The sequence below is a fragment of the Rhizosphaericola mali genome, assembly GCF_004337365.2.
Lineage (GTDB): Bacteria > Bacteroidota > Bacteroidia > Chitinophagales > Chitinophagaceae > Rhizosphaericola > Rhizosphaericola mali.
Genome location: NZ_CP044016.1, coordinates 386595 through 408943, shown reverse-complemented (window position 1 = coordinate 408943; position 22349 = coordinate 386595). Strand labels below are relative to the sequence as shown.

General features: G+C 33.0%; 21 protein-coding genes. 8 read left to right on the top strand and 13 right to left on the bottom strand.

Annotation, left to right across the window (positions count from 1 at the left end):
- Nucleotides 1–121: 121 nt before the first annotated feature.
- A complete protein-coding gene (locus E0W69_RS01725) occupies nucleotides 122–397 on the top strand; it encodes a hypothetical protein (RefSeq protein ID WP_131328309.1) in 276 nt (91 codons plus the stop codon).
- A gap of 37 nt (nucleotides 398–434) precedes the next feature.
- Here the strand turns inward: E0W69_RS01725 and E0W69_RS01720 are convergent, their stop codons facing one another.
- From E0W69_RS01720 to E0W69_RS01695, 6 genes are all read right to left on the bottom strand, one after another.
- A complete protein-coding gene (locus E0W69_RS01720; RefSeq protein ID WP_131328308.1) occupies nucleotides 435–1199 on the bottom strand; it encodes an ABC transporter permease in 765 nt (254 codons plus the stop codon).
- Nucleotides 1196–1852 carry an ABC transporter ATP-binding protein gene (locus E0W69_RS01715; protein WP_191967934.1) on the bottom strand — a complete coding sequence of 219 codons (657 nt, stop codon included), beginning with the start codon at nucleotides 1850–1852 and terminating at the stop codon, nucleotides 1196–1198. The genes E0W69_RS01720 and E0W69_RS01715 overlap by 4 nt, the downstream gene beginning before the upstream one ends.
- Nucleotides 1853–3121, bottom strand: a complete 1269-nt coding sequence (locus E0W69_RS01710; protein ID WP_131328307.1) for a sensor histidine kinase — start codon at nucleotides 3119–3121, stop codon at nucleotides 1853–1855.
- A 3-nt stretch (nucleotides 3122–3124) separates the two neighbouring features.
- Entirely contained in the window at nucleotides 3125–5596 is a 2472-nt protein-coding gene (locus E0W69_RS01705; RefSeq protein WP_191967933.1) for a TonB-dependent receptor domain-containing protein, read from the bottom strand.
- Between the two features lie 58 nt (nucleotides 5597–5654).
- Entirely contained in the window at nucleotides 5655–7616 is a 1962-nt protein-coding gene (locus E0W69_RS01700) for an LTA synthase family protein (RefSeq protein ID WP_131328305.1), read from the bottom strand.
- A gap of 108 nt (nucleotides 7617–7724) precedes the next feature.
- The gene (locus E0W69_RS01695) at nucleotides 7725–8399 is read right to left on the bottom strand and encodes a response regulator transcription factor (RefSeq protein WP_131328304.1); all 675 of its coding nucleotides are present in this window, start codon (nucleotides 8397–8399) and stop codon (nucleotides 7725–7727) included.
- Nucleotides 8400–8777: 378 nt separating this feature from the next.
- On the opposite strand from E0W69_RS01695, the gene E0W69_RS01690 reads away from it, so the two are divergent.
- The 3 genes from E0W69_RS01690 (at nucleotide 8778) to E0W69_RS01680 (ending at nucleotide 10728) form a co-directional block, all read left to right on the top strand.
- Nucleotides 8778–9827, top strand: coding sequence for an arginase family protein (locus tag E0W69_RS01690; protein WP_131328303.1), 1050 nt, complete (start codon nucleotides 8778–8780; stop codon nucleotides 9825–9827).
- Nucleotide 9828: 1 nt separating this feature from the next.
- Nucleotides 9829–10380, top strand: a complete 552-nt coding sequence (locus E0W69_RS01685; protein ID WP_131328302.1) for a hypothetical protein — start codon at nucleotides 9829–9831, stop codon at nucleotides 10378–10380.
- A gap of 96 nt (nucleotides 10381–10476) precedes the next feature.
- Complete coding sequence (locus E0W69_RS01680) at nucleotides 10477–10728, top strand: hypothetical protein (protein ID WP_131328301.1); 252 nt, start codon at nucleotides 10477–10479, stop codon at nucleotides 10726–10728.
- 420 nt (nucleotides 10729–11148) lie between these two features.
- Here E0W69_RS01680 and E0W69_RS01675 read toward each other — a convergent pair whose 3' ends face one another.
- The 3 genes from E0W69_RS01675 to E0W69_RS01665 form a co-directional block, all read right to left on the bottom strand.
- A complete protein-coding gene (locus tag E0W69_RS01675) occupies nucleotides 11149–12654 on the bottom strand; it encodes a hypothetical protein (RefSeq protein WP_131328300.1) in 1506 nt (501 codons plus the stop codon).
- A gap of 64 nt (nucleotides 12655–12718) precedes the next feature.
- Nucleotides 12719–12928, bottom strand: a complete 210-nt coding sequence (locus E0W69_RS01670) for a helix-turn-helix domain-containing protein (RefSeq protein WP_131328299.1) — start codon at nucleotides 12926–12928, stop codon at nucleotides 12719–12721.
- Nucleotides 12929–12932: 4 nt separating this feature from the next.
- Entirely contained in the window at nucleotides 12933–13901 is a 969-nt protein-coding gene (locus E0W69_RS01665) for a DUF2975 domain-containing protein (RefSeq protein ID WP_131328298.1), read from the bottom strand.
- Nucleotides 13902–14038: 137 nt separating this feature from the next.
- Here E0W69_RS01665 and E0W69_RS01660 point away from each other — a divergent pair, with 137 nt between their 5' ends.
- Nucleotides 14039–15340 carry a radical SAM protein gene (locus E0W69_RS01660; RefSeq protein WP_131328297.1) on the top strand — a complete coding sequence of 434 codons (1302 nt, stop codon included), beginning with the start codon at nucleotides 14039–14041 and terminating at the stop codon, nucleotides 15338–15340.
- A gap of 4 nt (nucleotides 15341–15344) precedes the next feature.
- On the opposite strand, the gene E0W69_RS01655 is transcribed toward E0W69_RS01660, so the two are convergent.
- Complete coding sequence (locus E0W69_RS01655) at nucleotides 15345–16106, bottom strand: hypothetical protein (RefSeq protein WP_131328296.1); 762 nt, start codon at nucleotides 16104–16106, stop codon at nucleotides 15345–15347.
- An 89-nt stretch (nucleotides 16107–16195) separates the two neighbouring features.
- Here E0W69_RS01655 and E0W69_RS01650 point away from each other — a divergent pair, with 89 nt between their 5' ends.
- The 3 genes from E0W69_RS01650 to E0W69_RS01640 all read left to right on the top strand — a co-directional run bounded on the left by E0W69_RS01650 (nucleotide 16196) and on the right by E0W69_RS01640 (nucleotide 19431).
- The gene (locus E0W69_RS01650) at nucleotides 16196–17089 is read left to right on the top strand and encodes a LysR family transcriptional regulator (protein ID WP_131328295.1); all 894 of its coding nucleotides are present in this window, start codon (nucleotides 16196–16198) and stop codon (nucleotides 17087–17089) included.
- Nucleotides 17090–17164: 75 nt separating this feature from the next.
- Nucleotides 17165–18148, top strand: a complete 984-nt coding sequence (locus E0W69_RS01645) for a YeiH family protein (protein ID WP_131328294.1) — start codon at nucleotides 17165–17167, stop codon at nucleotides 18146–18148.
- A 101-nt stretch (nucleotides 18149–18249) separates the two neighbouring features.
- Nucleotides 18250–19431 (top strand): erythromycin esterase family protein, encoded by a 1182-nt coding sequence (locus E0W69_RS01640; RefSeq protein WP_191967932.1) that lies wholly within the window; start codon nucleotides 18250–18252, stop codon nucleotides 19429–19431.
- A gap of 40 nt (nucleotides 19432–19471) precedes the next feature.
- On the opposite strand, the gene E0W69_RS01635 is transcribed toward E0W69_RS01640, so the two are convergent.
- The 3 genes from E0W69_RS01635 to E0W69_RS01625 all read right to left on the bottom strand — a co-directional run bounded on the left by E0W69_RS01635 (nucleotide 19472) and on the right by E0W69_RS01625 (nucleotide 22245).
- Nucleotides 19472–20548: a TlpA family protein disulfide reductase gene (locus E0W69_RS01635; RefSeq protein WP_131328292.1), complete on the bottom strand. Its 1077-nt coding sequence runs from the start codon at nucleotides 20546–20548 to the stop codon at nucleotides 19472–19474.
- A 116-nt stretch (nucleotides 20549–20664) separates the two neighbouring features.
- Entirely contained in the window at nucleotides 20665–21321 is a 657-nt protein-coding gene (locus E0W69_RS01630) for a DUF6624 domain-containing protein (protein WP_131328291.1), read from the bottom strand.
- A gap of 201 nt (nucleotides 21322–21522) precedes the next feature.
- Nucleotides 21523–22245, bottom strand: coding sequence for a putative quinol monooxygenase (locus E0W69_RS01625; RefSeq protein ID WP_131328290.1), 723 nt, complete (start codon nucleotides 22243–22245; stop codon nucleotides 21523–21525).
- Nucleotides 22246–22349 lie beyond the last annotated feature (104 nt).

Sequence of the window (22349 nt, the reverse complement as noted above, 5' to 3'; positions counted from 1 at the left end):
TCATAATATTTAATTTTTTTAAAATCAAAGTGTTATGTTAAAATACCACGTTTTTTTTGGCATGGTATGGTTGTTGGAAAAATTCATTTTGGAAAACATTTTTTAACCAAAAAACATCATTATGGACAAAAGAGAAAAATATTCTTTAATGGCTAAAATAGTTCGTGAGTTAGAAGATCTGAAAAACAGCCAAACTGCAGTTATCAAAAAAATTGGTCAAATAGAAACGGACAATATCAATTTGGATAACAAAACCCTAACTAAATATTTATCAACCATTTATGAAAATGTAGATAAAAATCTTGAAGGCGTCGATGATTTGTTTACCATATTCAGTGAAGAGACTGAAAAATTCAAAAAAGATAATAATATCACAGACGAAGAACCTGTGAACTAATTTTTCTCCAACAAAACATGCTTTATAGCATGTTTTGTTATTTTAAAGTCTGATATTTTTTATCAAAAAATTGATGCGATCCCATATTTGCGGCAATAAAAGTCGAGACTGTTGATGTTCCTAACAACATGAAAACCACCATTATCTGAAATTTAATCGCTTTTATCGGATCGATACCTGCAAATATTAATCCCGACATCATTCCAGGCAAGCTTACCAATCCCATCGTTTTCGCCGTATCTAAAGAAGCAATTAAGGCGGAGCGAATGGCGTTTTTGGTTATTTGACTAGATACTTGTTTGACTGTACCACCTAAGGCTATTTTTTCTAATACTTCTTGTCTATGTGATTGGAAACCATCACGTAACTGATTAAATAATAATGCGACTGCAACCATTGCATTGCCCGCAATCATACCTGTTATCGGAATGACTTGTGAAGGCAAAAAATGAATACTTCCCGAAAAAATTAAGATCGACAAGGTCATCACACAGCCGACGGTAATCGACAAAAAGGAAATCGTAAAACTATTGGAGAGATTTTTACTACGCTTTTTTGCATTCCAACTTGCATTGAAACAAATAAATAAGAACATCGCGAGCGTCAACCAAAAATTATTGACTTGAAAGATATATTTCAACAAATAACCAACAGCACATAGCTGTACAATCGCACGCAATACGCTGATAATTATTGACTTTTCAAGTTTTAATTTCTGATAATTGGAGAGAATTATGGCAACTAATACTAGCAATGCTGCGTAGACTAACGCCATGTCACTCATATCGGTTACATTTTTCATATTTTACGATGAATATTTTGATTTTCTAGTGTAAATAATTGATTACCAGCAGCTGCAATTTCTTCGACATCATGCGTTACTGAGATTGATGCAATATTATTTTTGGACATGATAGATTGCAAAGCAGTTCGCATAATATGCTTGTTTTCCTCATCCAAATTGCTAGTAATTTCATCCAACAATAAGATTTTGGGTAAAAATAATAGATTGCGAATGAGTCCAACTCTTTGCCTCTCTCCTCCCGACAAAACATTGGTATCTTTTCCAATGGTATTTTCTTCTAATTGAAATATTTTCAAATATTTAAATACTTCATTTTCATCATATTGAACACCTCTAATTTGAAATGGGAATTGAAAATTTTCAACGACTTTTTCACCAAATAAATGTGGAGATTGAAAGCAATAAGACACTTGTCTCCTATATTCAAATGGATTAAGTTGATCGATATTTGTACTTTGAAAAAAAATCTCTCCTTTTTGAGGTATTTCCAGTAAAGCAATGAGTTTCAGTAAAGTACTTTTTCCTGTACCAGATGGTCCTGTTAACGTAATATTTTCACCCGGTTGTAATTGCAAATTAAGTTGATCAAACAAGGATTTATCCTTTATCCGAAAGCCAACATTTTTTAATTCTAATACCAAGTCAGCCATTTACAATATTTGAATTTTTAATTTATGTAATTGATTTTCATAAATATAGTCCAATTTTAGATGATATTGTTCGGCTATCAATTGCGAAATAGATAAACCTAGTCCCAACGATTGATTGGAATTGGTTTCTTTTTTGAATCTCTGAAAAAGCGCTTCTGGAGAAATATTTAATTTGGCACCAGGATTGGCAAATTCTATAGAATTTTTTGTTGCATTTATTTCAATAAATCCAGATTCCAAATTGTGTCTAATAGCATTCTTGATCAAATTGCTAATGAGTACTTCCGCTAAAACATCATTCATATTTACGATAGGATGTGCAATAATATTTTTCCGAATTTCAATATTTTTATTTTGTAATAATTCATCATAAGTATCTAATATTTCGTTTGTTACGTTCATTAAGTCCACTTCGCAAACATTAACAAATTGACGATTTTCAATTTTGGTAAGCAGTAATAAAGATGCTGTCATTTTGGATAATCGTTGACTTGCGTTTAATGCATTTTGAATATTTTTACCAATCGCTTCATTCATCAAATCGGTTTGCATTAAAACCTCCAAATTGGATTTTATAATTGCCAAAGGTGTTTGGATTTCATGCGAAGCATTTTCAGAAAATGATTTTAAAGATTCATATTCCGTTCTTGCTTTTTTTGCCATAACTAATAAAGCACTATTCAATTCATTAAACTCGTCAATATTGGAATTTTCCAATTGGATTGGCTTATCTCCTGCCAAATTAAACGCTTTTGCTTTATCTAAAGTATTCTGAAAAGGAACCCATAATTTACGCATTATCAATCTATTAGAAATTGACAAGGTAATAATTAAAAGCGCCATTAGTCCCAAAGTACATAATGCCAACAATTGTATTAAATCTTCCGTCTCAGCTTGAGAGCGAATAACTTTACCGCTATACCATTGATCTTTTAAGTAAATGGGAAATTCTATTTTGCGATATATATGAAATCTGGGACGCTTTTTCTGATCAATCTTTTCAAATCGATATTCATTTTTAATTTTTCTTTCAATTGGTCCATGTGTTCGTTCAAAAAATACAGACTCTCCTTTGAAAGAAATTGGAGCAGGTAAGGCTTGATTTTGGTGAACAAATTCCTTGATCTCCTGCTCCTCTTCTTTTAGTTCCAAATTGAGCTGCCTCATCAATATCCATCTGGTAATCAATGCAAAACAAATACTACCGATAAATAAAATGATCAAAGTAGACCAAATGGTAACCTTATTATATTTCTTTACTAATTTCACTTATTATGAATTTGAACCACTGATATCCATGGTCGCTGGCGTATTATCCTCATCTTCTTTTTTCTTATCACCCAAACGCAATCCTCCAAATTTATAGGTAAATGTGATACCAAATGATCTAAAAGGAATCTGACGCAATTGATTTAAGTTAAAATTAGTACCTTTTTGCACAACTCGTTGACTTATATCATTGGCAAATGGATTGGTCATATTAAATGCCAAACTTCCTTTGTCCTTCCATATTTGTTTTCTGATGGCAAATGTATAATTGGTGAAAGATGGGAAACGGCCTTGCACTTCATATCTCGCAGAACGGAAACTTCCGAAACCTTCTACCATCATTGTTTTGGTAATTTGATAATCTGCGTTGAAATTAATTCTGTATTCCAAATTATTGATAACATTCTGCGGAGGGAATTGATTTACAATGTGTTTTTCTAATAAAGTAATATTTCCTCGTATGGTCATTCCTTTAAATGGCGCAGCCGATCCGAACATATTCATACCATATTGATCTTCGTAACCAATGTTTTGATACGTGCTTAAGGCAACATTGTTATACATGCTATCTCCGATCTGGTAAGTGTCATAATAATTGATGTATGGTTGGATATCATTTTGATTATGTCTCCAGAACAAGGTTGCAGATAACATTGTCTTGTTGGAAAAATTATTAGAATAGGTAAATTGAGTCATCGTTGCTTTCTCAGGTTTCAAATAGGGATTACCAGAGGATAGATTGTAAGGATCCGTTGCATCAATCGATGGATTTAAAAACTTATAATCAGGCCTTTGAATTCTTCGTGAAACGCTGATTTTGATGCTTTGTTTGTCATTGTCAAATGGATGTTCGATCGTTACACTTGGCAACCAAGTATGATAATTGGGAATGCTATAATTACTTGCATTAGAATAAGTTGCGTCTATATTCGTTTGCTCGATGCGCATACCTGATTCCACATTTAACCAACTACCTAATGAAAAATTCAAAGAGGCATAGCCTGCATACACTTTTTGATGATAGGTTAAATGATTACTTAATGCTGTATTTAATTGATTATCAGAAATATCAGCATCTGTGCCATACACATCTGTTGCGCTACGCAAATTTCGGAAAGCAGCTTTACCACCTGTTAATAATTTGAACGTACCACCAAGCGGTTGTACATAATCCAAACTAAATTCGGATAAATTATCATGACCTATATTATTACTTAAGGTTCCTGTAAATGCGCTTGCATTCACGTCTGCATATCGGTTATTGTAGTAATCCAATTGATCACTTGCATTGGAAGCATTGTAGATAAATTCCAAAGTCTGACCATCCCTTTTGAAATTATGTTTGTAATCTACATTCCAATCAACTGTATTTCGGATATGGTTATTATAACTTCTGTAATAACTCCCTGTTTGACTTACTAAATCATTTGAATTCCAATCTGTTACAACGTTTTCTTGATCATAGTTGGACGTATTGGTACGCACTTGATGTTTGTATCCAAAACCTCCAGTAAGGACGTCATTTGCAGAAAGATCCCAATTCCATCCCATGCCCGTCTGATAGCCAAATTTCTTAAAAGTACCATTACCCGCTTGAGAAAGCGCCGTATTAGTCTTCGCTGTAGAGTCCCAAGAATTACGTACATTATGGATTTTGGTCGTTACACGACGTTGATTATTAGAACTAAAATAGACATTTGCCCCAAATTTTCCCTTACGCATATTTAGGTTAAATGCTCCATTTTGAAGACGTGTACCGGCACCAAGACTCACATTGCCATTGACACCTTGCATCTTATCGTCTTTCAAAATTATATTGATAATGCCCCCTGTACCTTCTCCATCATATTTGGCTCCAGGGCTAGAAATGACTTCAATACTTTTGATCTGACTTGCTGGAATCGTCTGCAACGCATCCGCAACATTAGAACCAAACATGCTGGAATTTTTCCCATTAATGAGAAATTTGATATTCGATTGTCCCAATAAATCCACATTTCCATCTGGATCTACAGATACCATGGGCACTTTTTTCAATACATCTGTTGCCATGCCACCTTGGGACGTAAGATCTTTCTCAACGTTGTAAACGATCTTATCCATTTTATTTTGTACCAATTTGGCAGTTGAAGTAACGACAACGCCAGATAATTGATTATCAGGTCCTAATAAGATAGGTTGCAAATTATTGACCCCTGTATTTAAATGAATATTTTGTGTAAATACCCGATAGCCTACAGCAGCAATTTTCAATAAGAAATTGCCGCTGTCTTTGGATGTAATTTGGAAATTACCCAAACTATCGGTGGATGTTATAAATAAAGGAGTTTGCTGATTTTTTATTTTGAACAAACGCACATCTGCAAAATTGATCGGACCGCTCATCGTACTGTCCACGACTTGGCCTTTTATTGTCTGTGCTTGTATTTTTTGAAATGTGAAAAAGATCCCGAAAAAGAAAACTAAATACTTCATTATCAGTGACATTATTTTGAGCAAAGAACCAACCCAAAACTGAAGACAATTGGTATTTTTACTGTTTTAATGCACCTTTTTTATATAAATCATAGGCAGTTTGGTAATAAGCAATATTCATTGGTAATATATTATTATCTGCTTTGGCATCTTTCTTTTCTTTTTCGAAATCTGTGGAAATTGAATATGTTTCAAAATTTTTCACAGGGCTTAATATTCCCATTTTTTGACCAACAACATATCCCAATTCTTGATATGAACCTGGCAATGCTCTAGGAACAAATGCATTATCCAAGACATCTTCTCCAAAAAATTTGCTTGTATAACTCCAATGCAACAAATGAAATAAGGTCGGATAAATATCTATCTGAGAACATAATTTATTGATTTTCATATTATTAAAATCAGGTAAATTATAGATCATACAAGGAATATGATATTTAGAGATATCGATCGCATCTTTACCGGCACTACTCGCACAATGATCTGCAACAATTACAAAGACCGTATTTTTAAACCAAGACTTTTGCGAAGCTTTTCCAATAAATTTTCGGATAGCGTAATCCGTATATTTCACCGCTCCATCTCTACCTGAGCCTGAGGGAATATCGATTTTTCCTGTGGGATAGGTATAAGGTTTATGATTTGAAGTGGTCATGATAAAATTGTAAAATGGCTTCCATTGTTTGGATTGCACATCTGCTTGCTGAATTACCGCATCAAATAAATCCTCATCATCAATCCCCCAAGCATTTTTGAAATGAACCAATTCATCTGGGATCATGGTACGTTTGGTTGGCAATTCATCACCTGGAAGATCGGTTCTACCGCGATCAACAATATCAAAACCATTTCCTGAAAAATAATCATTCATATTATCAAAATAACCATCACCGCCATAAAAGAATGTACGCGAATAATTCTTTGATTGAAAAACGGATCCTACTGTATATAATCCACCATTATCCGTACGTCTAACAATACTATTTCCCGGCGTTGGCGGTATTGCAAGCGTCAATGCTTCCATCCCTCGAACGGTACGCGTTCCCGTCGCATACAAGTTAGTAAACAAAACGCTCCTATCAGCCAAACTATCTAAAAATGGCGTAATCGCTTTATCGTTTCCAAAATGTTGCATAAAGCTTGCACTAAAACTTTCAATTGTAATCATGATTACATTGGGATGTAATTCCGTTCCAGAATCTTTTACAAATCTTGTAATATCTTCATTATTAACAAATTGCACATTTTTTCTTTGCATAGATTGACGTACCAGTCCAAGCGATTTTTTCTCATCTGCACTTATATAAAAGTTATCATAGGAGAGTTCATTTTGCCGATACGCAGCAAAAAAAGAATAAATTCCATTTTTCGTTAATTCTTGTTCATATCTATTAGATACCGTTTCGGCCCAACGATTGGGAACGAATGCCATAAATAAAATTGCAATGCCACTTATTAAAGCAAATGGAATGAGCTTATTGATGAATATTGGACGCGCAGCAAAAGTAATTTTGAAAGCTTTCATTTTGCCTAATAACCACATCATCGTTAATGTCATCAAGATCATACTCGCAATTAGAAGCGGTAATGGATAAGATTCATTGATATTATTAACGACTTCGTACGTGTATATTAAATAATCAACCGCAATAAAATTGAATCGACTTTGAAATTCATCCCAGAATGTAAACTCTGCAAAAAAAGAAAAACTCAAGATAAATAAACTAAGAAATACTCCGGTATAAACCAATATCTTATCTACTTTACTTCCGATATATTTTACCGGAAAAAGTAAGAAGTAAATAATTCCTGGAATAGCAAACAAAGAAGCAGTACCAATATCAAAAAATAATCCTTTTAGAAATACTTGAAAAATCTCAATAACATTCAAATCCGCCTTTTTCCAACAATAAAACATTAGCAGCAAACGAACTATAAACGAAAGAAATAGCATCAAAAACATGAAATTCCAAATCAAGGCAAATCTATTTTGAGGCTTTTTATAAAAAATATTCATTATCAACGTAGTATAAATGCAAAATTTCTATTCAAATCTGTAGAAAATCTGAATAGAAATTTGGTGAGTCTTATTTGATCGAAAGGAATTTTAAAAGTTTAAAATGCTTTAAAGAGAAAACTTATATCCCATTCCATAAACCGATTTAATATAATCATCGCAACCAGCTTTGAGCATTTTTTTTCGCAAATTTTTAATATGTGCGTAGATGAAATCATAATTATCGGCGACGTCCATATAATCTCCCCATAAATGTTCCGCGATAGAATTTTTACTAATAACCTTATTTTTATTGGAAATGAAGAACAATAATAGATTGTATTCTTTTTTGGTAAGATCTAGCAATACACCTTCCACTGAAACTGTTTTTGACAGCAGATCAATATGTAACATGTCAAAATCAAGTGTATTGTTACCATCAAACTTTTTCCTACGAATAATTGCATTGACTCGAGCTTTCAATTCGGGTAAATGAAATGGCTTTGCCAAATAATCATCGGCACCTGTTTCCAAACCAACAATTTTATCTGATAGAGAGTTTTTTGCAGAAATAATTAAAACCCCATCCAATTTATTTTCTTTTTTTAATTCTTGCAATATTTCTAATCCGCTTCCACCAGGCAATCCAATATCCAAAATGATACATGCATAATCATACAAAAGCACTTTTTCCATGCCCGTTTCAAAATCATAAGCAACTTCACACAAGTATTGATCTTCTTTCAAATAAGTACAAATACTTTCCGAGAGCGAGATTTCATCTTCAATGATTAATATATTCATTTCACCTATGTTAATTTTTAATATTCCAAAATTGATTCTAAATTCTGAATTTATGTTGAATTCAAACGCAAGATCTCTTCATAAATTAAACAAAATCTAAATGCAATTGAGTTGCAACTATTTTATTTAAACCAAATGTTATCATTTAGTGAATATTGTCGAAATCTTGTGTAGAGATTTCCATATTGTCAAAATTCAATATACCTTTGTGCTAAGTAGTCAATTTTCTCATAAGCAGTTAGTTTTAGTTTGCGGCCCTGATTTCCATCAGGGCTTATTTTTTAGACACAATGTAGATAAACTTATTGATATGACTCAAAGCTCATGCTCATTCAATATAATGAACTAATTTTGCACCGCAATTGTTATAAGCATTCTATGATAGATTTAAAGAATTTTGATCCCAACGCAGCAGGGAATCCTCAGTTGAATATTTTTGGTTTGCCTTTTAGTGAAGAAGAAGCACAACTTGTTATCCAGCCCGTACCTTGGGAAGCTACCATAGGTGTGTATCCAGGCACGGCACGTTGTATTGAAAGTGTAATGAGACACAGCATACACATTGATTTACATTGGAAAGAAGATCCAACAGCATGGAAGAAAGGAATACATATGCGTGAGATCAACAATAAACTTTTACTTAAAAGTGATTATTTACGAAAAGAAGCTGAATTATTGGTTGATTATACTTGCCGTGGACAAGAAGTGTGTCAGAATAGCTTCATGAACAAAAATTTAAAAGAAATCAATGCAGGTGGGCTCTACCTCAATGAATGGATTTACGACCGTGCTATAGATATTATCAATAAGGGTAAAATTCCTGGCTTACTTGGTGGTGACCATAGCATCAGTCAAGGAATCGTAAAGGCTCTTGGCGAAAAGCATGACAATTTTGCGATCCTACAAATCGATGCACATTGTGAATTAAGAAAAACTTATGAAGGTTTTCATTTTTCTCATGCATGTGTAATGCGTAATATCTTAGAAGAAACTCCCCAAGTCGAAAAATTAATACAAGTAGCTACACGTGATTATTGTGAAGAAGAATTTGATTATTTGGAAGCTAATAAAAATCGTATCAAAACCTTCTTTGATGATGATATTAAAGATGCAATCTATGAAGGAAAAACGTGGAGAGATATTGCACAAGATATTGTAAATCAATTGCCTGAATTAACTTATCTTTCATTAGATATCGATGGTCTTGATCCAAAATATTGTCCAAGTACTAATACTCCAGTGATTGGTGGGTTGGAATATAGTCAGATAAGTTATTTACTCAAATTAATGCGCCAACAAAACAAAAAACTCATTGGCTTTGACCTTTGTCAAATCGGCAATGGAAGAATTGGGACAGATGCACAGAATGGAGCATACATACTTTGGGATCTATGTAACCAAATTTTGAAAAATAATTATTTGAATTAGAATGGCAAAAGATTTTGATTACATCGTTACCTTAAAAAAAAGTAACACCACTCCTATCACTATCGTTTGTAACATCTTGATGTTGGCGGCCATTGGGACGTTTTTATACACAAGCGCCCAATCATTGCAATATGGTGTAAAGTTGTATGCACTTTGGATTATTACAGCTTTGGTTTTATTTTGGTGGATATTGATCATTTTTGGAAAAAAGAAAAAGCCCTATTTTAGAATAGGATTTTTCTTTGCAGCTATGGGATGGTTATTGGCTCCAATACACAAAATTGTCATTGGCGTATTATACATCGTGGCTGGACTATTAGAAAAACAAGTAAAATTTCCAGAAGAAATCGGTGTCGATGCATCAGGAATTTTGATCAATTCCCTTCCAAAAAAACATGTAGAATGGAAAGATTTAAAAAATCTAATGATCAAAGACAATATCCTTACGATCGATTATAAAAACAATAAAATTTTTCAAAAGGAAATACAAGATGATGTTCCGCTTACAATGGAGCAAGAATTCAATACTTTTTGTAAAAAATATTTAGGATAAAATAGTTACCTATTTTATTAGAAAAGTCAATTAACTTTAGAATGTTAATTGACTTTTTTATTTCCCTTAAACAAACCACTTTCTTCAAAATTGATTATGACCAACCTTTTTAAATTCAAATTTTACCTTTCAGTATTACTTATGCTTTTCGGTATTGTTGGACTTGTGTACGCATCTTATATCAAACCTGCATACATTGCTCATAAATTGTCGACTACCAATGGTATTTGGGCGTTGGAAAATATTTCAAAAATATCAGACACAACCAGCAATCTTGTACTTCCAGCTATATTCCTATTATCCGGCTCTATTATTTTAGCTTCTTTAAAAGAACCGAAAAGCCACTAATTTTAACTATACCTAAAAGACGTTTTGCATCTAACAAAACTTCTATATTCATTTTTTGTATTAAATATTTAACATATATGATTACCTTTGATATACCTATTTGATTGAAACGATCCTTATTTACTATTAACCGAACTTTATGCGAACCACTTTTGGGGCTATTTTAGCCATTCATCACATCTACTGGCGATACCTGGTGAAGCTCAAATAGACGCTATCAATTCAGTTATTGGAGCAATTGAAAGTGATTATATAAAAGAAGCCGTACCAACAAGTTCACTACCAATCTCTTATCAATTTCTTTCTAATTATATGCTTGGAGATAATTTCCAAATGTATTTAAATGAAGATAAAACCAAATTTATCTGGAAAGGTTTTAGATCCATTGTCCAAATAAATTTGACTAAAACAAGATAGGCATTAATATATAGGCTTAACTCTTGAAATACTATCTATTAAATTCAAACCAGTGTTTATTGAAGGATCGAGATTAAGGCTTGGACTTGGATACCTTTGCTGGTCCAATATGTGAATCATCAATATTTTGATTCCATTTTCTTTTTTCAACAATTCTTTAAAATTGACCTCCTTTTCAGTTTCGTCATATAATTTATTGAGCGAAGATCCGTATTTTTCATCATGGATTATTTTTTCCAAAACGCTTGTAAATATTGCAGCGAACACGGACATTCCAGCTATAACACCGCCTGTAACGATCCCAATTCCCGTCGTCATTACCGATAATAAAGGAGCCGAATAAGGAAACAATGAAGATACATTGATCACCATTGCTGTAGAAGAACCAAGAATGGCAATAAATGAAAGTGAGGAAGCTATGATCGCAGCCTGCTCATTACTTTTCAGCTCTTTCGGTATTCCAATCTGTGCATCATTCAAAAACTTGTCAGGAATACGTGTACCCCCTATTTGGAAATAAGGTAAAATCGGATTTTTAATTCCTTTCTTTCTAGCCAATTCTTCTTTTTCTATTCTGTCATTTTTTATCCAAGCATTAAACTCTTTTATAGCTTCATTGATGGCCAATTTTTTATTGTACCTAATTAGATTAGACAAACTTTTTATATAATCGGTTTCTATTCTGGAGGCTATATGATTTTGATATTTTTCATAAATAGTAGGAATGATCGCCAAAAATAAAGGTGCTATTTTCTGGTTGAAATCTTTTTGACTTTCACTTTCTTTTGCCCAAACGACTAGTTCATTTTTGGTAATAAAACCATTGGATAATCCTAATTGAGTTCTACTATCCAAAGAAGTAATTTCCTCATTAAGATTTTTTTGGAAAGAGTTAATCAACATGTAGTTGTACAATGGACTATGTCCAAATAATCCAAAAAGCAATGATAGTTTTGTAGAACCTGCATTTGGATGAATGATTTTATCAATATCACGATATTGAGGTTTTGCAATATTTCTAGCATCTAATGATTGATCGTATAACGCTGATGCTTCTTTTTCTGAATCTGCTACAATTACAACCCCTTCATAATCGAAATTGAAATGGAAATTTTCGATATCCTTTGTGGATGCATTGGGATTTAAGGCTGGTTTCACAGTATACTTTCCAACGTTGGCGGTATCTACATTTCCCACATAAATAAAAAGATCGTCTGGTATATTGAAAAACTCGACTCCATATCTATTTGTATAAAATCTGGACTGCTTCCAAGAATCATTTACAAAATTGATTTTGAATATAGGCAATGGTTTGGGATCATTTTTTAATACGACCATATCAAACAAAACCACCGTATTAGAATTGTTTATGATTGTATTTTCCACATTCTTTCGTGGTGCGGTTTCGATAATGGTACTTGTACTAATTTTATTAGGATCACTGATTACAGTTATGGGACTAGATGGAACTATAATAGTTTCATTTTGAGATGATTTTTCCTGGCTCATAAAAATATTTTTACATTTTAGCGAAAAAAACCAACAGCAAGTTAATTAAAAGAACAGTATCTGTTTATTCATCCTCTCTATATTCTAAAACATCACCTGGCTGACAATCCAATGCTTTACATATTGCATTCAGCGTTTCAATACGAATCGCTTTTGCCTTTCCATTTTTTAAAATGGAAAGGTTGGACAAAGTGATCCCAACTTTGTCGCTCAGTTCATTCAAAGACATTTTGCGCTTTGCCATCATCACATCTACGTTTACAATTATTGCCATGCCTTTAAATTGTGTATTCTTGATCTGTTTGCAATTTATTACCTCTAAAAAATGCAAGAAATAAGGAAAAATAAATCACCAATATTATCCAAAGTTTCCAATTGATGATATCCATCCAAGATTTCATCTCTACATATCCATTCAAGATTTTATAAAAGCAGAGATATAAACTTATCATTAAAATGTATGGTAAAAATATCAGAATTAGCAGCGTCCACACACATTGTTTTAATCGCATCACATTCTTCCATTCGAAAGGTTTATTATTGGAAATCGCAAGCAACAACGAACCAGAATTCCAGAATATAAAAAGATAAGATAATACAGTGAAAATTGTATATACTATATTTATCCAATTCCATATAGAATAATAGAAATTATCTTTAAGGGGAACATAAATATTTAAATTATCATAAGTAAGATATTTATGTAGCTCGTCATTTTCAGCCCTGATAAAGAAATTTATCTTTTTATAGTTGGTCTTATGATTTGCTAAATAGGTATATTTTCCATTGTTATAAAATCTGTAAGTAAGCATCGGAAAATAATTGTCAATATCTTTATTTTCATTGATTCTTTTGAGAGTTAACCATTGTAGTTTAATAAATGCTTGAGTATATCTAGGATAATAGTTTGAAGAAATTTTATTAGACTCCACCATTTTAGTTACAAACATAATTTCACTTGCCAAACCAGTACCCAAGCTGTATCCGAATGTTAAAGAATTAAATTCGTCTCTTACTGAATCGCGTTCTGATTTCTTCTCAGCAAAAAGTTTCAACAAGGACTCTATTTTGCTGGACATAATATCCAATTTCGGCTTAGTATCAGTAGTATTCACTGAATCTACCTCTAATATTCTTTCCGAATTAGGAAATGAAAAATGTGTTACTACTCGTGTACTATAAATGACAAAAGCAAATAATCCGATACCTCCTAATATCACTGCCCATTTTAAAATCTTTTTTCCCATAACGAAAGTTTTTACCAAAATTATATTTACAAGTTCAAATTACAAAATATTTTTATTGAATTACGATAAATTTATTTTGCAATACGAAATAAAAAAGTTCAATTTATCAGTTCCTAATTTCGATTTACCTTTGCAGCATGCGATTAAAACATTCTCCCTTTTTAATGTATTCGGATGGACAAGGTAATATTTATGAAGACCAAACTTTATATACGGTTGGTCGTGAGGGCTGGGACGCGTTTGAAGTTCCATTAGAAGATTGGATTGAATTACCAGATGGTGGCAATCTGTACGAATTACCAGGTCGTCGAGGCATCGGTATTGATGTAAAAACGGGAGAAATGCGTCTTTGTGAGAAAGGTTGGGCTGTTGCAGCATTCATACCTCCTGCACATACGGGTTTGTTTTTAGCAGCGTACGAAACGATTGAAGATGCACCAACTTTGCCTTTATTTTGTTATACGGCTGCTGGTTGGTATAATGAAAAATATTTAGTTCCGGCAGTCCGCATCGAACAAGACATTCGCCAAGAATGTGAAGGTTACGATGGCGAATTGGTCAAAGAAGGTTCGCAATATCTAAAAGAAAAATATCCCAATAATCGTCTTGTGCAACACTTGATGCACAATTGTGTCGACACTTACGAATGTCCGGCAGCGCGTAATTTTGCGTTAAGTCGTTGGGAGTGTCCAATACCGTCCTCTCCTGCTTGTAATGCGAATTGTATCGGTTGTATCTCCTTCCAACCAGAAGAAGAAACAATCGTTTCGACACAAGATCGTCTAACATTCAAACCTACGGCGGAAGAAATTATTGAATATACCGTACCTCATTTGGAAAATGCACCTTATCCAATTGTAAGTTTTGGACAAGGTTGCGAGGGCGAACCATTACTTATGTGGGAAACCATTCGCGAATCCATCATTGCAATTCGTAGCAAAACGGATAAAGGAAGTATCAATATAAATACAAATGGATCTAAACCAGATGCTGTAAAAAAATTGTGCGAAGTGGGTTTAGATAGTATACGTGTAAGTTTAAATTCTGCTCAAAAAAGTATTTACACCGCTTATTATCGTCCCAACAATTACCAATTTGAAGATATTGTGGAAAGTTTGAAAGTGATGCGTCATTACAATAAATGGGCGAGCATCAACTATTTCGTATTTCCCGGCATGACAGACACCGATGCAGAATACGAAGCTTTGCGTACGTTAATTAAAGAAACGGGGTTGAATATGATTCAATGGCGTAATTTCAATATTGATCCTGATTGGTATTTAGGATTAATCGGAATGACGGAAACGGGCGAATTTGGTGGCGTAAAACAAGTATTGGAAGCTATACAAGAGGAATTTCCACATTTGAAATATGGTTATTACAACCCACCAATGGAGCGTATCAAAGGCGATTATAATTTGGATTTCGCTCATCGGTAATTGATTATTTATTTTTTAATATTTCTCTTATACAAAAGAATGTACTATTCTTCTTTAGTAATTTGATACGTTTATTAAATTCCAATTTGGTTTGAATATCTTCCCTTGAGTACATAAAATCAAATAACTCTTGAAATGATTTGCACATTTCACAAATAGAACTATTAGAAAACTGATTGTAGTCTTTTTCAAAAATTATTAAATAGCCGGCCAACATTGTATTCGTACCATGTAACATTTTCTTTAATCCATCTAATTGAATCTCAGTTGGATGGATTGAATCACTAAAGAAGTTGTCAAATTGCTTAAATTGACTTATTGTGAATTTGAATATAATTCCTCCTAATGAAGAAATTTCTTTTTCATATACCAATTTTCCATTTTTAGAATTTCCTACACGATAATAATTTGACATAAGAACAGAAAGTGGCTTGTATATCTGCATAATTGCAGAGATTTTGTCTTTAGGTTTCAATAAAGAATTTTCTAAAAACCAATATTCTTTAAACGTTGTCAATTTGTTTAAAATACTAGAATCATTATTCTCTAATATTGGTGGATGGAAATTTTTATCATTGAAATGAGCATTTAAACTATCAATTACTATTTGAAATTCATCAGGACTCCAACTTCTATTGAGTGAAAAAGAGGAATTAAAGGTTCCTTTTTGATTTTCTTTGGTGGAGATTGAATCATTAATTTGGGATCGCAAATTCTTAGGTGCTAAAAACAATAATATGATAATTAAATTGATTGCGGCTTTCATGATTATATAATTATATTCACATAAATGTAAGTATTAATCAAATTACTCTTTGAGGAAAAAATCTACAGAAAGTCTCTTAATTTCGCTAGATGTTTGATTTCCGATTAAAAGTTTTTCATACCGTATCCAAACGACTCAATTTTACAAAAGCCGCAGAAGAACTTTTCATAACGCAACCAGCAGTTACCAAGCATATCAAAGAATTGGAAAATCATTTTAAAGTCAAATTATTTGATCGAAATGGTTCTAAAATCCAGTTGACAGCCGCTGGTGCTACATTATTGCAATATGTAGAACAGATTTTTTCCATTTATAACAATATGGAAATCGAACTGGGTGCATTTACCCAAAACAAAACAGGTAATCTGCGAATCGGAGCGAGTACGACCGCCGCGCAATATATCTTACCTCCTATCCTAGCGTCTTTTCATTCCAAATTCAAAGATATTCATATTCAGTTAGTTACAGGAAATTCTGAACATATTGAAACAGCTTTACAAAATGGAGAAATCGATCTGGGCATCATCGAGGGCAAGTCCCAAAATACACATTTCCAATTCACGCCATTTTTAAAAGACGAATTGGTTTTGGTCGCGCGGCGTGGTCATACGCTATTTCAAAAACCACATCTCAAATTGCCAGATTTATTACAATGCTCTTTTATTTTGCGCGAACCGGGTTCGGGTACCTTAGAGGTGATTGCTTTTGCGTTGAAAAAAGTCGGAATCAATATTGCGGATTTACCTACGGAAATGCGGCTTGATAGCTCGGAAACGATCAAGTCTTATCTGCTTCATTCCAATGCAGTTGCGTTTTTGTCCGTGTATGCTATTTTGAAAGAATTGAACAATAATGAATGTGCAATTCTGGATGTCAAAGGTTTGGAAATTGACCGAACTTTCAACTTTATCCAAACACAAGGAAAGTCTGACTATCTACCTGACTTCTTTATCCAATTTGCGCTTAAGTATAACTTTAAGTAATCGCTTATAAGTATTTGCAATGTAAGATTTGTTATAAAACGACTGAAATTTGTACTGTTCAAATAAACAGTAATTATGCAAACAGATTTCAAAATCAACGCAACGACCAACAAATTTCAACGCTTTTTAGATAGGCGCATTAGCACAAGAGAATTGGTATTTTTATCTTTAGTCGTCCTTTGTTTGTCTCCACTCATTACGCCTCCGATGGCATTGTTTCTTGGAATAATTATTGCCCAATTTGTCGGTCATCCGTACTTACATCTCAACCATAAAGCCACACATATTTTGTTGCAAATTTCCGTTGTCGGTTTGGGTTTTGGCATGAATGTACAAACAGCCATTCACGCAGGCAAACAAGGAATTGTATTTACCATATTTTCCATTATTGCCACATTGACTATTGGTTATTTATTGGGAAAAATATTTAAAATCGACAAAAAATCCTCTTTCTTGATCTCTGCGGGCACAGCCATCTGCGGCGGAAGTGCGATTGCCGCCGTAGCTCCTGTCATCAAAGCGGAAGAAAAGCAAATGTCTGTGGCTTTGGGAACGGTTTTCTTATTGAATTCCGTAGCATTATTCCTTTTTCCAATGATCGGCCATAGTTTGCATCTGAGCCAAATACAATTTGGTATTTGGAGTGCGATTGCGATACATGATACTAGTTCGGTTGTCGGCGCCGCTAGTAAATACGGCACACAAGCTTTGGAAATCGCAACTACAGTCAAATTAGCCCGTGCATTGTGGATCATTCCCGTAGCATTTGGAGCTACATTTCTATTCAAAAACAAAGGTGGAAAAGTCAAAATTCCTTGGTTTATTGGCATTTTCATATTGGCGATGATTGCCAATACTTACCTTCCTTTTGTGCAAATGTGTAGTCACACAATTACCCTAATTGCCAAAGCAGGTTTGACATTAACGCTTTTCCTTATTGGTTGCGGACTCAATAGGAAAATGCTCGCAAGTGTTGGGGTCCGACCATTGATTCAAGGCATTGTATTGTGGATTTTTATCTCTTGCGCAGGGTTGTGGGCGGTGATGAGTTTTGTGTAGTTGTATGGGCAATTTTTTGAGTATATTGTGACGAAAACACCATAAAATTTGTAATAAAATTTCAAATCATGCATAGAAGAATCATATATTTTCTTATAATAATGTTATTAAATTTTGGATTTTGCTATAGTCAAAATAACATCCATATATTAAAGAGCATTTCTTCATTAGATACAAATTTTCAAGATTTGCAATTCTTGAACAAAACACTTCAAAATGTTAAAGTTGTTGGACTTGGGGAACAAAGTCATTACGACGGTTCTACTTATGAAGCAAAAGTGCGGCTGATCAAATATTTACATGAAAATTTAAATTTTGACGTAATAGCATTTGAAAGCGGTATATACGATTGCAATAAGGCAAATGATGAAATTCAAAATTCTCACGAAACCAACCAACAAAGTTTATTTAATGCGATATTTGGTGTGTGGCATACAAAAGAAGTCGCTGAACTTGCGAAATATATTAACGAAACCCAATCAACGTCTCATCCTCTTATTTTGGCGGGTTTCGATTGTCAATTTTCGGGAGAATATTCTAAAAAATATTTTGTTGAAGATTATTTTAAGGTTTTACAAAAAATAGAAAATAAAACGGGCATCAAAATTTTAAAAGATACAAGCTTGCTCGCAAGAGCATTGAGAAAGGAAATAAAATTTTCTAATTACTATAATAAGCTGCCTAAGGAGGATACTCTGCTCTTATACAATAATTTCAATCAATTTTATGAAATTGCGAAAAAGGATAGCACTAGAGAAATACTAAAATGGGTTAGCCTTTTACAAAATATGCAAATTGATTACAGAAGACATTTTAACATGAACTCGGGATCCCGAGATTCTATGATGGCAATAAATATTCTTCAACTTTGCAATATTACATTTAAAAACAAGAAATTGATGCTATGGTCCGCAAATACACATCTATCATTTGATCGTGATTATAGTAAAGTCAAAGCTAGAGCTGGAGTATCGATAAAGCAATCCCTAAATGATAAATATTATTGCATCTTAACAACCTCTATAAATGCTGGTTATAGAATATTTTTTGCAAAATTAAAATTTCCCAAAATAAAGAATAATAGTATAGAAAGTTGTCTAAAGCAAAACAATCAGCCTTATCAATTTATAGACTTTAGAAAGCAATATGATATGATTCCATCAAATTGGTTAGAGAGTAGCAGTGTTTACGGACATTTCATAACCGATCATAATGTTTCCAAAATTACAGATGGCTTATTATTTATAGAAACTATCAATCCACCTCAAGAAATCTCCAAATGATCAAAATAAATGCTAATCAGCGATCCTATTAATTAAAATCTCATTTCAATAATTTATCCAAATCGGCAAGTGAAATATTCTTTTTTATGACATACCCATTTTGATCAATAAGAAAATTGGTGGGAAACTCGATTATATATGCGGAGGATGCAATTGTTGCATTTTCATCCATATATTGCGGCCAATTCATTCCTAATTGCTGTAATCTTTTTTCCCATAGTTTTTCTTTTCTATCCATACTATTGTCAGTTGATATACTTATTACATCCAATTTGTTGGAGGGATGATCTTTGTTATACAATTGCTTAATGTAGGAAATTTGCGCCAAGCAAGGTTTACAGCGACTAAACCAAAAATCAATTAAAGTATATTTATAGCTTTTATTTAAGTTAAGGATCTTCTTATTCGATGTTGTATCTTCTAAACTCAATTTTGGAAAGAGATGTCCTTCTTTCACAAGAGACTTGCCAAGTTTGTTATATAAGACTTGCCAAGTTTTCGTTTTTTTTATTTTTGGAGAGAATAGATTAAGTGTTTTTTCGCGCATGTTAGCATAACCCATATTGGAAAACCTATCCACAAGCAACCATAGAGCAACATAGGACGAATTATGGGTTTTGGTATAATTATATATTATAGTATCATACAATTCAGTAGAATCCCAACGGATACTAGCATGATATTTTGAACTTGAATCAAAGTCTAAGTTTTTGGATAAAAATGGTAAAAATTTATTACGATATTCCGTTGAGGATTTCCCATTAGCATAACTTAGATAAGGATTCTTATAGTCTACAATTATACTATCCGTAGTTGCGTCAAGAAAAATAAATCCTGGTCTAGAAAAATAATGATTGACATCACTTTTGAAAAAGAGAAAATAGAGTTGAGGATTGACATAGTTATTGGCAAACTGAGTTTTATTATTCATAACAAGATTAGATTCTGAATTTTGCTTATTATAAAAATCAGGAGACATATCACTATTCATTATAGTTAAAGAATCCTTATTTACATTGCCATCTCTTATAGAAACCTTTATTACATTATCCCATTTATGCTTTTGGGCAAAGACTATCAAAGGAAGCATTATAAGAACTAATAGAAATTTTATCATTAGAAAAACTTTAATTACTGCAATAAATTTTCCTCATTTAGATACAAAACTGCCAAATTCTGTTATCTAATTATGTCAAATTTTAAAATAAATTATGGAAAAGTAAACGCTATAATTTAATTTTTTGCCTCATTGGCTTTTTGCAACGCAAGTATTTCATCGATAGTCATTTTTTTATTAAAAACAACGGTCTTTTTTGCCATCGATTTTACTAATCCAATGTATGATTCCATATCTGGCAAATCTACACTAGCTCTTCTTTTATCTACATTTTCTACATCGTTAATAGGCCAAACATATTGATCTTTCCCAATCTTCACAAATTGCGTTCCGTAATATTGTGGCTCATTTTTATACTTACATATTCTATCAAAAAATGTAGCATAATCTGACTTATCTAATTTACCGGCATCCGCTTTTTCTTTCATTAAAGGAGCATATTGTTCCATTATAGCTACATCTTTTTTGTTCATGTGATCTAGTACTAGAAAAATCACATGGTTGGATGACTCGTCTAATTCATACTTATTCCAGCCATTGTTTTCCAAAAGTTGCAATACATAGTTTTCGTTGATACTATCGACTTTATTAATTTGCTTTAACAAGGAGTCATTGGACTTTTTTTTCAATAGGGAAAACCTTAGATGTTGATCATCCTTTCCGATAATATGCAATCTTCTATTTACTTCTGCGGATGTACTATCAACATTTGCTTGACTATATCCATTTTTAATTAATAAGATGGATAAGAATACTAAGAAGATATTTTTCATTTTTAAAGTTTTAGATGTATTGAAATTAGAAGTTTAGAAAATCAATTTTGGATAAATATTTACCTATGGTTAATAAGTTATTTCTTATAAAGAATGAGTGTGATGAATGGTAAAATAAATGAGAGTTTTTTTCCAATATCAGTTCATCTTAAATACAAATGCCCCAATCTCTTGGGGCATTTGTAAGGTATAGTTATACTTCTATTCCGAAATATCTTTCGCTAACCAACGTTCAGACATTGGATCCACTTTAAATATTCCTGCTGTAGCTTTATCAAAATCTTTGGAATACGCTTGCGCCATGTGTGCATCGTGTGCAGCCGCGTCTTTCCAACCCTCTACCAAAACAAATCTGTCCGGATTAGCCACATCTTCATAAATATTAAAACCGTAATTGCCCGGCGCTTTTCTCGCATGAGGTGTCACATCCGCGATAGCTTTTAGAAATGCGTCCCGCTCTTCTGTTTTGGGTTCAAATATAACAATTACGTTTCTTTGCGGCGCTACACCATTTAATTGTACTGTTTTTGCAGGAATGGCCGCCACTTCTTTTAGGGAAATTTGCGTCACAGCACCATCTTTTACCTCAGGAACAGTTTTACGTACGGCTTTCAAATAATCATACGTAAAATGATTTTCCATAGCCGCTTGGTTGTGCCAGCGTTCCAACCAAATACCCACTTCTGCCCCATCTTCGGGTTGATATAAGGTAAAAGAGATATTTCCTTTTTCCTTTCTCGAACTTTTGACATTGTGTAACATGATAGGCAAATAAGTATTCCAAGTGCCTGGTTTTGTTCTGATGATGCCTAATTGTTCGACTGTATTGTCACTCATATTTTTCGGATTCGTTTGTGCATTGGAAAAATTTGCAAAGCCAATAGCAAGCATGATTCCAATTGTTTTTTTATTAAAAAAGTACATAGCGATGTGTATTTAGTGGCTTAACAAATGTACCTACTACAAATATTAAGAACAAATTGAAATTAGATTTTAACATTATGCAACTTGCATTTACTTATAGAAAA